This window comes from Agromyces terreus (assembly GCF_009749465.1).
Taxonomy (GTDB): domain Bacteria; phylum Actinomycetota; class Actinomycetes; order Actinomycetales; family Microbacteriaceae; genus Agromyces; species Agromyces terreus.
Window position 1 is genome coordinate 354,874 of record NZ_WBIS01000002.1, and the last position, 13,050, is coordinate 367,923.

At 66.7% G+C, this 13,050-nt stretch carries 12 protein-coding genes; 4 read left to right on the plus strand and 8 right to left on the minus strand.

What is annotated here, in order from left to right; translation table 11 throughout:
• Window positions 1–9: 9 nt before the first annotated feature.
• The 8 genes from GQQ92_RS06820 to rpmH form a co-directional block, all read right to left on the minus strand.
• A complete protein-coding gene (locus GQQ92_RS06820) occupies window positions 10–999 on the minus strand; it encodes a ParB/RepB/Spo0J family partition protein (protein ID WP_156998479.1) in 990 nt (329 codons plus the stop codon).
• Window positions 999–2,036 carry a ParA family protein gene (locus tag GQQ92_RS06825; RefSeq protein WP_372493420.1) on the minus strand — a complete coding sequence of 346 codons (1,038 nt, stop codon included), beginning with the start codon at window positions 2,034–2,036 and terminating at the stop codon, window positions 999–1,001. The genes GQQ92_RS06820 and GQQ92_RS06825 overlap by 1 nt, the downstream gene beginning before the upstream one ends.
• Before the next feature lie 2,596 nt (window positions 2,037–4,632).
• Window positions 4,633–5,268 carry a 16S rRNA (guanine(527)-N(7))-methyltransferase RsmG gene (gene rsmG / locus GQQ92_RS06830; protein WP_156998480.1) on the minus strand — a complete coding sequence of 212 codons (636 nt, stop codon included), beginning with the start codon at window positions 5,266–5,268 and terminating at the stop codon, window positions 4,633–4,635.
• A 22-nt stretch (window positions 5,269–5,290) separates the two neighbouring features.
• Window positions 5,291–5,788, minus strand: coding sequence for a Jag family protein (locus GQQ92_RS06835; protein WP_156998481.1), 498 nt, complete (start codon window positions 5,786–5,788; stop codon window positions 5,291–5,293).
• A gap of 2 nt (window positions 5,789–5,790) precedes the next feature.
• Window positions 5,791–6,744 (minus strand): membrane protein insertase YidC, encoded by a 954-nt coding sequence (gene yidC / locus GQQ92_RS06840; RefSeq protein ID WP_156998482.1) that lies wholly within the window; start codon window positions 6,742–6,744, stop codon window positions 5,791–5,793.
• 9 nt (window positions 6,745–6,753) lie between these two features.
• Entirely contained in the window at window positions 6,754–7,185 is a 432-nt protein-coding gene (gene yidD, locus GQQ92_RS06845) for a membrane protein insertion efficiency factor YidD (protein WP_308206752.1), read from the minus strand.
• The gene (rnpA, locus tag GQQ92_RS06850) at window positions 7,178–7,555 is read right to left on the minus strand and encodes a ribonuclease P protein component (RefSeq protein ID WP_156998484.1); all 378 of its coding nucleotides are present in this window, start codon (window positions 7,553–7,555) and stop codon (window positions 7,178–7,180) included. The genes yidD and rnpA overlap by 8 nt, the downstream gene beginning before the upstream one ends.
• 7 nt (window positions 7,556–7,562) lie before the next feature.
• On the minus strand, window positions 7,563–7,700 hold the full coding sequence (gene rpmH, locus GQQ92_RS06855) for a 50S ribosomal protein L34 (RefSeq protein WP_022889115.1): 138 nt from the start codon (window positions 7,698–7,700) through the stop codon (window positions 7,563–7,565).
• 511 nt (window positions 7,701–8,211) lie between these two features.
• Between rpmH and dnaA the strand changes: the two genes are divergently transcribed.
• The 4 genes from dnaA (at window position 8,212) to GQQ92_RS06875 (ending at window position 12,975) form a co-directional block, all read left to right on the plus strand.
• On the plus strand, window positions 8,212–9,573 hold the full coding sequence (gene dnaA / locus GQQ92_RS06860) for a chromosomal replication initiator protein DnaA (protein WP_407922074.1): 1,362 nt from the start codon (window positions 8,212–8,214) through the stop codon (window positions 9,571–9,573).
• A 454-nt stretch (window positions 9,574–10,027) separates the two neighbouring features.
• A complete protein-coding gene (gene dnaN, locus GQQ92_RS06865) occupies window positions 10,028–11,182 on the plus strand; it encodes a DNA polymerase III subunit beta (protein WP_156998486.1) in 1,155 nt (384 codons plus the stop codon).
• A 100-nt stretch (window positions 11,183–11,282) separates the two neighbouring features.
• On the plus strand, window positions 11,283–12,482 hold the full coding sequence (gene recF / locus GQQ92_RS06870) for a DNA replication/repair protein RecF (RefSeq protein ID WP_156998487.1): 1,200 nt from the start codon (window positions 11,283–11,285) through the stop codon (window positions 12,480–12,482).
• Entirely contained in the window at window positions 12,475–12,975 is a 501-nt protein-coding gene (locus GQQ92_RS06875; RefSeq protein WP_156998488.1) for a DUF721 domain-containing protein, read from the plus strand. Before recF ends, GQQ92_RS06875 begins: the two co-directional genes overlap by 8 nt.
• Window positions 12,976–13,050 lie beyond the last annotated feature (75 nt).

The following is a 13,050-nucleotide window of genomic DNA, read 5'->3' on the forward strand; positions in this document are numbered from 1 at the left end:
GATCTTCGATCAGACGCCTTCGAGTTCCTCGCCCAGGTCCGTGAGAATGCGCCGAAGGTCTTGAACGGTCGCAAAATCGATGCTGATCTGGCCTTTTCGAGCGCCGAGATTGATCTTCACGCGGGTGTTCAGTCGATCACCGAGGCGACCGGCAAGATCGTCGAGGAAGTCCTGTCGTTTGCCCGCCGAGGGCTTCGCCTTGGTCGACTTCGCCGGAGCGGCCGATGTCGCCGCCGCTTCAGCAGCGCGAACGGACAGCTCTTCGTTGATGATCTTGTCGGCGAAGCGCTGCATCACTTCGCTGTCACCGCCGGTCGCGAGAATCGCCCGCGCGTGACCCGCGCTGAGGACGCCGGCGGCGACTCGGATCTGCACCGGTTCGGGGAGCTTCAGGAGGCGAAGGGTGTTCGAGATCTGCGGGCGCGATCGCCCGATACGGGCGGCCAGCTCCTCTTGGGTGATGCCGAAATCGGAGAGGAGCTGTTGGTAGGCCGACGCCTCTTCGAGCGCGTTGAGCTGCGAGCGGTGCAGGTTCTCGAGCAGCGCATCGCGAAGCATGTCCTCATTGGCCGTGTCCTTGACGACCGCCGGGATCGAATCGAGTCCGGCCTCCTTCGTCGCACGCAGTCGGCGCTCGCCCATGACGAGCTCGTACTTGCCGATCTGGTCGGGGTGCGGGCGTACGACGATGGGTTGCAGCACGCCGAACTCGCGCACACTGTGCACGAGTTCCGCGAGGTCTTCGGGGTCGAAGACATGTCGGGGCTGCACGGCGTTCGGCACGATGTCGTGTGGATTCAGCCGCGCGAGACGCGCACCGGGCACGGCGATCAGGGTTTCGGTGCCGGCGGCTTCCTCGACCACGGACGCTGAAGCGACGGGTTTCGCGTCAGCGTCGGGGAAGAAGACGTCGACCGGGCGATTGGCCCTGCCTGCATCGTCACCCTGAGGGATCAACGCCCCGATTCCGCGTCCGAGTCCCGTGCGCTTCGTCGCCATCAGTTGCCTTCCTTCTGTGCCGCGGCAGCGGCCCGCTGCGCGATCTCTGCAGCCGCTTCGCGATAGGAGAGCGAGCCCGATGATGAGTAGTCGTAGCTGATGACGCTCTGCCCGTAGCTCGGCGCTTCGGAGACCCGCACGGAGCGGGGGATGATCGTCTCGAGCGTCTGGGCGGGGAAGTGATCGCGCACCTCTTGGGCGACCTGCTGCGCGAGGTTGGTGCGAGAGTCGTACATCGTGAGCAGGATCGTCGAGAGACGAAGCTCGGAGTTGAGATGCTTCTCGATCAGCTCGATATTGCTGAGCAGTTGCGAGAGCCCCTCGAGCGCGTAGTACTCGCACTGGATGGGGATGAGTACTTCACGGGCCGCGACGAACGCATTGATGGTCAGCAGGCCGAGCGACGGCGGGCAGTCGATGAACACGTAGTCGTACGGTCGATCCATCGAGGCGAGGTGCTTGTCGATCGCGCGGCGGAGTCGCTGTTCGCGCGCGACGAGGGACACGAGCTCGATCTCGGCGCCGGCGAGATGGATCGTGGCCGGCACGCAATCGAGTCGCTCGTGCTCGGTCGACGGACGGACGACGGCGGCGAGCTCGAGGTCGGCGACGAGTACCTCGTAGACGCTCTGCTGGTCCGACCGGTGATCGACGCCGAGTGCCGTCGACGCGTTGCCCTGAGGGTCGAGGTCGACGACCAGGACGTGTGCGCCGGAGCGGGCGAGCGCCGCGGCGAGATTGACCGCGGTGGTCGTCTTGCCGACTCCGCCCTTCTGATTCGAGATGGTGAAGACACGAGTCTGTACCGGCAGCGGGAGGACCGCGGTCTCGAGTGCGATGCGGCGACGCGTCTCGTCGGCAATTTGATCGGCCAGGGGAGTTCCTCCGTATTCGGGCTCCGTTTCACGTGAAACGGGTGGTGCAGTTGCGATGTCCGCGTCGGCGGACGGCTCGTATTCAACGGGATCTGCCGACTCGCTGGAGCCGGCCCCCTGGTCTTGGGCTGATGCTTCGATCGGTCGGTCGGCCTCCGCCATGCCGTCCGTCGAAGCAGCGTCCTCGACGGGTTCGGCCTCGACGGGTTCGGGTGCCATGTCGACGACCGCGGGGGAGCCGGACGTTTCACGTGAAACATCGCTAACGTCGACTGCCTCGTCGGGGTCGAGTACGTCTGGAGCTTGCGGGTCTGGAGCTTGCGCGGTCGGAGCTTGGGGGTCAGAATCTTGCGCGGTCGGAGCCGCCGTGATGTCGGCCGCGCCGAGTTCTGAATCCCCGGTCGCCTGGTGGGTTGTTGCATCGGCAACCGCGGAAGCATCCGGCGTGGGCGAGTCCATGTCTTCGCGGCCGTCCGACGGTGCCGGAACCTCGTGTGCAGCGGGTCGGGGGAGAGGAGCCGCCGGAGTCGACGGAGTCTCCGTGGCGACCTTCGCCGATTGCAGCGAACTCACCGTGTCGACTGCTGCGTCCCCGACGATCTCGCGAATGATGTCTTCAAGCAGGCGATCGGGCTGCGCTGTCGAATGCGCCGTTCTTGCGGGCACCGCTGGCCCATCGAAGTCGGAGAGCGCCGCGGCCGTAGCTGCATCCCAGTCGTAGTTCGACGAGCCCGTGCGTGTCTGCTGGCTCGACTCGCCCAACTGACTTGGCGAAGCTTCACGTGCGGACGCCGATGCGTTCTGGCGGTCGTCGGCGCTTGGGTTTGCCTCGCCTGCCGAGTTCACGGGTGCCTCAACCTGATCGCCCGCGAGTGGGGAGAGCTTTCGCTCCGCGAAGGCGCTCGGACGGAGCATCGGCTCGACCGAATTCGGGACAGCCGCTCCATGCGCCCCGGTTGTGTCATCCACGTTGCGAACGCCCACCTCGTCTTCGTGCGTCACATCGGGCGCCAGAGAGACTGATGGCGGCTCGACGAGAGCTTCGACTGATGGCACGGGGGGTTCTGACTTCACTTCAACTGCGGGGGCCGGGGGCGGGGGGGCCGGCTGCGGTCGACGGCGATGGAACCATCCGCGACCTCCGCCCTGCGCCATGCCGAATTCTCCAAACCTGATCCGTCATTCCCCACGATCTGGTGCCCACCAAACCGGCGCAGTTCTCCGAACCGCGCCAGACACCCAAGCCTAACCGCCACCGCTGACGTGCGCAGACGAAGTTCACCGAGAGCGCATGCGATTCCGCGAGACGTGTTCGCGGCCGGGGCGGAATCGCTGTGGCCGAATGATCGACGCCGTTTCACGTGAAACGGCGCCCCGCGAGAACACGGCTCATCATCGGCGATGCCTGCGCATGTTTCACGTGAAACGCCTCACGTAGAGGCTCAGGCTGCGGTGCGGCGAGTTGCGGTGCGTTGCCCGGACAGTGCGTTGCCCGGACATTGGCTCAGAGGTCAACACTCCCGTCACCTCAGCAGACCGCGATCAGATGCCCACTTCAATGACGGAATCCCGCGCCATGCACCGCAAGCGATCGCGGTAGGCGGGGGAAGAGAGATCCCTAGCGTCCTGGCGTCCTGGCGTCCTGGCGTCCTGGCGTCCTGGCGTCCTGGCGTCCTAGTGTGCTCGTCGGATCGCGGCATCCACGCATCGCGTTCCGTGTCGTGTTGATTCCGTGATTCGCGGCTTCTGTTGCACAGGGGCTTCCACGATTCGGCGGTTCCATGATTCGCCGGTCCCGTCAGTCAGTGGACCCCTTCTGTCCGCCTGACTGCGGCGGCAATATCCGGCAGGCGCACCACTCACCTTCATTCGGCCCCACCCAATCTGTGCGAAACCGCGCAGCCGTCAGCCAGTCCTCTGATTGCCAGGCCCAGTCAACGAGGCCCAGTCGATGCCGAGACCACCTCGACCGATCACCGCGAAGAAACGAACCGACGGACGCGCACTGTTGAGCGACCGGGGGACTGGTTGGAGTGCTCTGCGCCGCATCTCGGCACCGGTCCAGATGCGCGCTCGCTTCCACCTCTCTTCTGCCGTTCGTACGCGACTCTCGTGTCGGGTGCCAACCGCATACTCGCGCTTCCGAGTCGCACGCGGCTGCGGGTCGCGCTCGTCCGCCTCGCAGTCAACTGATCGGCGTTCGCGCACGCACGGCGGCTCCTTCGCCCGGCGTGGCGCCTCGCCTCGTGTGTTGCGCACACGTCGCGGGCCGCGCCCAAATCGTTCCACTCCCGCGACGGAGTTCAACGCGCAAGCTCGACCGCCGCCGGGGCATGTCGCTGCCTCCAGTCACGGTCAGCGCGGCGAGCCGCGGCACGGCACGGCACGGCTAGGCGCGGCGCGGCAGCATCTCGAACGCCGACTTGTTGGCGTGTTTCACGTGAAACATCTGAAGCGCACTGCGTGGTTCGAGAGAAGAAGGGGATCCGAACCGCATCAGCCACAGGTCATCAGAACCAACAAGCACCGACGAAGGGGAGTGGCACAAGCGTCAAGGAGCAGGTGCCAACTCCCGTGTCACACACGAACACACCCAGACAGTCAACGGGCAGCCCGCAGCAACGTACCTCGGTACCGCCAGCTCGCTCAGCGCGAGCAGCTCCTCAGCGAGAGCAGCTGCTCAGCGCGAGCAACTCCTCCGCGCGCCCAACGCCTCAATGCGCGAGCCCGTCAGCGCGCCAGCACGCGCCAGCACACGTCAGCGTGCGTCGACTGTGGCGCGGAAGACCCTGGTCGGCTCGGTACCCAGGTCTTCGCCGAGTACGAGCACCTCGGGGTCGGACACCAGATACTTGCGGAACACCTTCTGCGCGGCCCCGATCTCTCCGTCGACGCCGGCGCCCTTCATCAGCACCAGCTCTCCGCCCGGCTTCAAGAGGGGAGCGGTCACCGGAATGAGGGTGCGCAGCGCGCTCACGGCGCGAGCGGTGACCTGGTCGAACTGCCGCTTGAACGCAGAATCCTCGGCGCGAGCGCGCTCGACCAGCACGTTGCCGAGATCGAGCTCGCGCACCTGGCGTTCGAGCCAGTCGACACGGCGCTCCATCGGCTCGATGAGGGTGAACTGCACGTCGGGTCGGATGATCGCCAGCACCAGGCCGGGGAGCCCCGCGCCGGAACCGACATCCGCCACCGAGCCCGGACGAAGCAGCGACGCCACGAGGCCGGAGTTCACGATGTGGCGGGTCCAGAGTCGGGGGAGTTCGAGCGGGCCGATCAGACCGAGCTCCTCGCCGTGTCGGGCGAGTGCCGCGGTGAAGGCGCGTCCGACTTCGAGGTGCTCGCCGAATACCGCCGAGGCGACGGCGGGTTCGGTCTCGAGTTCTTCGCTCATCGTTTCACGTGAAACGGCTCGATCACGCGGAGCGCGTGATGACCGTGTGACGGTCGGCGCCCTCGCCTCGGGACGCCGAGTGGAACCCGCGTTCGCTCACGAGGTCGTGCACCAGCTTGCGCTCGTACGACGACATCGGGGGGAGCGAGGCCTCGGCTGCGCCACCCTCGATGCGCTCGACCGCACGCGAGACGAGACCGGCGAGTTCATCGCGTCGGGCATCGCGCGAGCCGCCGATGTCGAGGATCAGACGCGAGAAGGCGCTGGTCTTCGTCTGCACGGCGAGACGCGCGAGCTCCTGCAGCGCGTTGACGGTGTCGGGCTTGGAGAGCAGGTTGAGGTTGGCGCCGTCGCCCGCATTCACCGACACGTACGCGCGACCGTTGCGTGCATCGATGTCGATGTCGCCGTCGAGATCGCAGATGTCGAGGAGCTCCTCGATGTAGTCGGCGGCGATGTCGCCCTCTTCTTCGAGCTGCGACACGGTGCGCTCGTCATTCAGGTTCTGAACGTCGGTCATGGTTACTTTCCACCCTGCTTCTTCGCGCGATTCTTACCGACCGGCTGCTGGCGCTGCGTCGTCTTCTTCTCTTCCACGACCACGGTCGTGGCGTCCTTCTCTTCGATCACGAGCTTGCCCTTCTTGGCGAGCCGGGCCTCGCGCGCCTTGGCCGCGTCACTGCCCGGCGTGGGCATGTTGCGGATGACGAGGAACTGCTGGCCCATGGTCCAGAAGTTCGAGACGAGCCAGTAGAACATGACGCCGATGGGGAAGGCGACACCCGAGAAGGCGAACACGAGCGGGAGCAGGTAGAGCATGATGCGCTGCTGGCGGAACATCGGGCTCGCCTTGGTCTCGGGCGACATGTTCTTGGAGACGATCTGGAGCTGCGTGATGAACTGCGACGCCGTCATCAGCACGATCATCGTCGCGGCAATGACCATGACCTGCCAGGGGTACTCGCCGTTCATCGCGCCGATGAACGTGCCCTTGAGCGGAGCGCCGAGGAACTCGGCGTTGGCGAACGAGTTCGCGAGGTCCTGCGTGAAGACGCCGACACCGGCCTTGTCGTGCTGCGCGTCGTTGAGCACCGAGAACAGGCCGAAGAAGATCGGCATCTGCAGCAGCAGGGGGAGGCACGACGAGAGCGGGTTGGTCCCCGTCTTCTTGTAGAGCTCCATCGTCTCGCGCGACATCGCCTCGCGCGAGAACTGGTCCTTCTTGCCCTTGTACTTCTCCTGGATCTTCTTCAGCTGCGGCGCCACCTCGAGCATGCGGCGCTGGCTCTTGATCTGGCGCACGAAGATCGGGATGAGCGCGGCACGGACCACGATGACGAGGCCCACGATCGAGAGGATCCAGGTGAGGCCGGCGTCGGGGTCGAGCCCCACGAACGTCCAGAGTGAGTGGAAGGCGACGAGGATCAGCTCGATGACCCATTTGATGGGCCAGAGGACCAGGCTGATGATATCCATTGCGGCGGATCAGTCCTTTCGGGACATGGTGGGGGCTGAGGCATCCGCCGTCGTCAGGACTTCGGATGCCGCGTCGCATCCGTCGTGCGACGCGTGGGCGTTGCGGTCGAGGGGCCGGTCGAGGCCGGCGGGGGAGGGCGCCCATGCGCGGGGCAGGACCCATCCGAAGGGCGTGGTCGCATACCGGGTGTGGGCGGCGGGTCGCACGTCGTCGATGCCGCCGGCGGTCCACGGGTTGCAGCGCAGGATGCGCCAGGCGGTCAGGGCGCTGCCGACGAAGAGGCCGCGCTGCTGCACGGAGCCGAGCCCGTAGGCCGAGCAAGAGGGGTAGTACCGGCAGACGTCGCCGTAGAGCGGCGAGATCACCGCGCGGTAGCCGCGGATCAGGAGGACTCCGAGGTTGCGCGGGATGAGGACGATGAAGAGGAGCGCGTCACGCACGGGACACCTCATCGGACCGGGTGGGCGGTGGCGTCGTCACACCGCGTCGGGCGAGCGCCCGGAGCACCTCGGTCCGGAGATCGCTCCACGAGGCATCCGCCGCTCCGGGCAGCGCCCGGACGACGACGTCGACGTCGCTCGCGCCGGCGAGCACGACTTCGTGGGTCACGGCCTTGAGCCGACGGCGGACGCGATTGCGTCGCACCGCCGACCCGACCTTCTTCGAGACGATGAAACCGAATCGTGCGTCGCCGAAGGAATCGCGGGCCCGCACATAACTCACCGTGTGGGGCGTCGCCACCTTCGCACCACGACGCACGACGACTCGGTAGTCGTCAGCACTCGTGATGCGATTCGCCTTGGCGAGCACCGAACGACTATGCGGAGAGTTCAGTGCGACCCTTGGCGCGGCGTGCCGAAAGGATGGCACGGCCGGCGCGGGTGCGCATGCGAAGGCGGAAGCCGTGCTTCTTGGCACGACGACGGTTGTTCGGCTGGAACGTACGCTTGCTCATTCTTCTTCTCCGGCTATCGGATCTCCGCGCCTCACCGACATCGGCGGGGCCGATTCATGCGGAGACGGGAAAACTGGGTGCCCAAACGGGCTGGGGTCAACTGATTAAAACTACGGCCTCGAGCCCTCGGGGTCAAACCAGGAGCCCATCGAGTCGACGTAGCGCAAAAGGGAGAGTATCTCCCGTACCTCGGGAAAGCCTGTGGAAAGACACGCCGAACGACATGAATCCCGAACGGGGCATTTGTTCGCAGGCCGCTCATTCGCTACCGTTTGAGACCAGTTATCCCCAGCCTTGAGCGCGGAATCATGCGGTTCGCCCAGAATCTGCCCACAACCAGTGGATAACACTGTGAATACTTCATCTCGTGCCGCTTGCTCCGTCGATCGGGGGATCCGACGAGTGGCCGACGAGAGCACCGAGAATGCGGGGAACGATGACCGAACAGCCCATCACCGATACATGGGCCACGGTCCTCGATCGACTCTCGGACGACGAGACGATCACGCCGATGCTGCAGGGGTTCCTCAACCTGGTGGAGCCGAAGGGCATCGCGGCCGGCACGTTCTACCTCGAGGTGCCGAACGACTTCACCGGGAGCATGCTGAACCAGCGCATGCGCGTCTCGCTGCTGTCGGCGATGAGCGCCATCGAGGCGCCGACTCCGGTCACGTCCTTCTACGTGGTCGTGAATCCCGAGCTCGAGGAGACGCGGGCTCCCGACACCGACCCGTTCACGGGGCAGGCGCCGGGCATGCCGACCGCCGTCGACCGCGTCGACCTGCCGGCCTCGCCGCAGTCGGTGTTCGAGAACACGAGTCCCGACCGACCGGGCGACACCCGCCTCAACCCGAAGTACAGCTTCGACAGCTTCGTCATCGGGCAGTCGAACCGCTTCTCGCACGCGGCCGCGGTCGCCGTGGCCGAGGCGCCGGCGAAGGCGTACAACCCGCTCTTCATCTACGGCGACTCGGGGCTCGGCAAGACGCACCTCCTGCACGCCATCGGCCACTACGCGATGACGATGTATCCCGGCATCCGCGTCCGGTACGTCTCGTCCGAGGAATTCACGAACGACTTCATCAACTCGATCGCGAACAACCGCGGCTCGCTGTTCCAGCAGCGCTACCGCAACATCGACATCCTGCTGATCGACGACATCCAGTTCCTCCAGGGCAAGGCCGAGACCCAGGAGGCGTTCTTCCACACCTTCAACACGCTGCACGACCACAACAAGCAGGTCGTGATCACGAGCGATGTGCCGCCGAAGCACCTCACCGGTTTCGAGGACCGCATGCGCAGCCGCTTCGAGTGGGGTCTCATCACCGACGTGCAGGCACCCGACCTCGAGACCCGCATCGCGATCCTCCGCAAGAAGGCGCAGTCCGAACGGCTCCAGGTTCCCGACGAGATCCTCGAGTACATGGCGACGAAGGTCTCGAGCAACATCCGCGAGCTCGAAGGAACGCTCATCCGCGTGACCGCGTTCGCGAGCCTGAACCGTGCGCCGGTCGACATGCCCCTGGTGCAGACCGTGCTCAAGGACCTCATCACCGACGACACCGACAACGTCGTCGCGCCGGTCGACATCATCACCGTGACCGCCGACTACTTCAAGCTGACGGTCGACGACCTCTACGGTTCGAGCCGTTCGCAGGCCGTCGCGACGGCGCGGCAGATCGCGATGTACCTCTGCCGCGAGCTCACGAGCCTGTCGTTGCCGAAGATCGGCCAGCTCTTCGGCAACCGCGATCACACGACCGTGATGTACGCGAACAAGAAGATCTCGGAGCTCATGAAGGAGCGCCGGTCGATCTACAACCAGGTCACCGAGCTGACCGCGCGCATCCGCCAGACGAACCGATACCGCTGATCGGATGCCTCGGCGGCGCGTTCCCGGTGAGCCGGAGACCGTCGAACGCGCCCGGAAACGCCGATCCGCGGCATCCGGAGCCGGCAACCCACACCTGTGGACAGCTTGTGGATTGTTAACGAGCAACCGCCAGAACACTGTGCACCGCTGGTACCCGCCTGTGGAGAACTGCAGACACCGTGCAGACATGGCACCACCATGGTCGACGGGAATCCACACGCCGTGCACAGATGCGATGGCCTCCGATCGGCACCATTCCGGGCATCTCCGAACACCATCCACAGTTTCCACAACGGTTAACACCGTTAAGAGAACTGGTTAATCCCAGAGGGCCCGACAACATCGAGGGTCGGCGAGCGGATGTCCCGCGGTCGGCGTCGAATCCGCACCGCACCGGGCACCACCCTGCGGATAGCATGGGAGCCATCCACAGCACCTCCACGACGGGAGAACCGTGAAGTTCCAGGTCAACCGCGACGTCTTCAGCGAAGCCGTGTCGTTCGCCGTGAAGCTCCTGCCCCAGCGCACGACGCTGCCGATCCTCTCGGGCGTGCTGATCCAGGCCAACGAAGACGGGCTCGTGCTCTCGTCGTTCGACTACGAGGTCTCCTCGCAGACCGAGATCCAGGCCGACGTCGAAGAGACGGGCACGGTGCTGGTCTCGGGCCGCCTGCTGGCCGAGATCGCCGGCCGCCTGCCGAACGCGCCCGTGCGCATCGCGACCGAGGAGTCGCGCATCTCGGTCAGCTGCGGGTCTGCGAGCTTCACCCTCCTCTCGATGCCCGTCGAGGAATACCCGTCGATCCCCGAGATCGGCGAGCAGTCCGGCGTCGTGCCCGCCGAGGAGTTCGCGGCGGCCGTGGCCCAGGTCGCGGTCGCGGCATCGCGTGACGATGTGACGCCCGTCATCACGGGCGTCCAGCTCGAGGTGCGCGAGAACAACCTCGGGCTCGTCGCCACCGACCGGTACCGCGTCGCCGTTCGCGAGATCGACTGGGACGGCGGGGCCATCGCCTCCGATACCGGCGACACGGTCACCGCGCTCGTGCCGGCCCGCACCCTGCAGGAGGTGGGCAAGACGTTCGGCCACTCGGGCACGATCTCGGTCGCGATCACCAGCCGCGACGACCGCGAGCTCATCGCGTTCAGCGCCGACAAGAAGACCGTCACGAGCCTGCTGATCAAGGGCAACTTCCCGCCCGTCCGGCGGTTGTTCCCCGAGTCCGTCGACAACTACGCGGTGATGAACACGGCCGAGCTCATCGAGGCCACCCGCCGCGTCGCCCTCGTGCTCGAGCGCGAGGCCGCGCTCCGATTCACGTTCTCCGCCGACGGTCTCACCCTCGAGGCCATCGGCAGCGAGCAGGCGCAGGCCCAGGAGACGGTCGATGCGATCCTCACGGGCGACGACACGGTCGTGTCCCTCAAGCCGCAGTTCCTGCTCGACGGGCTCGGCGCCGTGAACTCCGAATTCGTGCGCATCTCGTTCACGAAGACCGAGAACCCCAACAAGCCGGGCCCGGTGCTCATCACCAGCCAGAGCTCGCGCGAACAGGCCGGCGCCGACACCTACCGCTACCTGCTCCAGCCCAACCTGCTGCTGCGCTGAGCGCGGTCGTCGTCGTAGCCGACCCGGCAGCACGGATGCCGCGGCGCGGCTGTCGTCGGTCGCGGGTAGCGTTGCATCGTTCGACGCGAAGGGAGCCGCAGTGCACGTCGTCCGGCTCTCGTTGACCGACTATCGCAACTACGCGCGCGCCGAGCTCGAGCTGGGCCCGGGCACGACCGTGCTCGTCGGCCGCAACGGTCAGGGCAAGACCAACCTCGTCGAGTCCATCGGGTACCTCGCGACGCTCGCATCGCATCGGGTCTCCTCCGATCAGGCCCTCGTGAGGGCGGGCGCCGATGCGGCGATCGTGCGGGCGCTCCTCGCGCACGCCGAGCGCGAACTGCTCGTCGAACTCCAGCTCAATCGCACGGGTGCCAATCGCGCGCAGCTCAACCGTTCCCCGGTGAAGACCCGCGAGCTCCCGAGATACGCGCACAGCGTGCTGTTCGCCCCCGAAGATCTGGCCATCGTGCGCGGCGAGCCGTCGGTGCGCCGCAGGCTGCTCGACGAGCTCCTCGTGCAGCGCACGCCGCGTCTGGCGGGCGTCATGTCCGACTACGAACGGGTGCTCCGGCAGCGCAACACGCTGCTGAAGAGCGCCAGGGCCAGGGGCCTCGCGGCCGAGAAGCTGACCACGCTCGACATCTGGGACGAACGCCTCGTGCAGTTGGGCGCCGAGATCATCGACCAGCGCGTCGCGCTCGTCGCCGAGCTGGCCGGGCCCCTCGCCCTGGCCTACGCCTCGATCGTCGATGCCGACCATGCGCCGACGTTGCGCCCGTTGCTGTCGATCGACGGCGCGGACCCCGAGGCGGAGCCCGGTGCCGAGGCATCCGAGGCGACCTCCGCCGGCGACGAAGACGGCTCGCCCGGGCCGGGCACGACGACCACGGCGGCGCGGTTCGCCGAGGCGCTCCGCGTCCTGCGGCCGAAAGAGCTCGAACGCGGCGTCACGCTCGCGGGCCCGCACCGCGACGACGTGCTGCTCATGCTCAACGGCCTGCCCGCGAAGGGATATGCCAGCCACGGCGAGTCCTGGTCGTTCGCCCTCTCGCTGCGGTTGGCCTCGGCCGAGCTGCTGCGTCGCGATTCGGCCACCGGAGATCCCGTGCTCGTGCTCGACGACGTGTTCGCCGAACTCGACCGGGCGCGGCGGGAGCGCCTGGCGGCGGCGATCGGCGACTACGAGCAGGTGCTCGTCACGGCCGCCGTGCTCGAGGATGTGCCCGAGCAGCTCGTCGCACGCGTCATCCGCATCGAGGCCGGTCGCGTGCTCGACGAAGGCGACGGCGATGCCTGAGCAGCCGAGCGAATCCGAGTCGCTGCGCGTCTACCAGCACTTCCGCGAGGTCTTCGGCGGGCAGCCGCGGGGCACGAGCGCGGCGAGGGCACGGCGGCGCGCCCGTGAGCGCCCCGGAGGGGAGCCGTTCACGCCGGGTCGTGATCCGAAACCGCTCGGCGCGGCCATCGACGGGCTCACCACGCAACTCGGCTGGGCGGCGCCGCTCTCGCAGCACGAACTGCTCTCGTCGTGGCCCTCGATCGCCGGCGACGAGATCGCCGCGCACTCCGAGCCGGTGACGATCGAGCACGGCGTGCTCCAGGTGCGCTGCGAGTCCACGGCGTGGGCCACACAGCTCCGGTTGCTGCGCGCCGACCTCGTCACGCGCATCCTCGACCGGTACCCCGACGCCGGGGTCGAGTCGATCCGTTTCCAGGGGCCGGATGCCCCCACCTGGAAAAGGGGTCCCAGATCGATTCCAGGGCGTGGCCCACGCGATACCTACGGCTGAGACGGCAAATTCGGTCAACCCGCCTCCGACGTCGCCTCAGATCGGCGCTTTCAGATCGTTCGCGCGCCTCCGTTT

What these genes read in the sequence shown, in the direction of transcription:
- GQQ92_RS06835 (WP_156998481.1), bottom strand. Translation starts at nt 5,788, where the DNA reads ATGACCGACGTTCAGAACCTGAATGACGAGCGCACCGTGTCGCAGCTC.
- rsmG (WP_156998480.1), bottom strand. Translation starts at nt 5,268, where the DNA reads ATGAGCGAAGAACTCGAGACCGAACCCGCCGTCGCCTCGGCGGTATTC.
- GQQ92_RS06825 (WP_372493420.1), bottom strand. Translation starts at nt 2,036, where the DNA reads ATGGCGGAGGCCGACCGACCGATCGAAGCATCAGCCCAAGACCAGGGG.
- GQQ92_RS06875 (WP_156998488.1), top strand. Translation starts at nt 12,475, where the DNA reads ATGCCTGAGCAGCCGAGCGAATCCGAGTCGCTGCGCGTCTACCAGCAC.
- yidC (WP_156998482.1), bottom strand. Translation starts at nt 6,744, where the DNA reads ATGGATATCATCAGCCTGGTCCTCTGGCCCATCAAATGGGTCATCGAG.
- GQQ92_RS06820 (WP_156998479.1), bottom strand. Translation starts at nt 999, where the DNA reads ATGGCGACGAAGCGCACGGGACTCGGACGCGGAATCGGGGCGTTGATC.
- dnaA (WP_407922074.1), top strand. Translation starts at nt 8,212, where the DNA reads ATGCTGCAGGGGTTCCTCAACCTGGTGGAGCCGAAGGGCATCGCGGCC.
- rpmH (WP_022889115.1), bottom strand. Translation starts at nt 7,700, where the DNA reads ATGAGCAAGCGTACGTTCCAGCCGAACAACCGTCGTCGTGCCAAGAAG.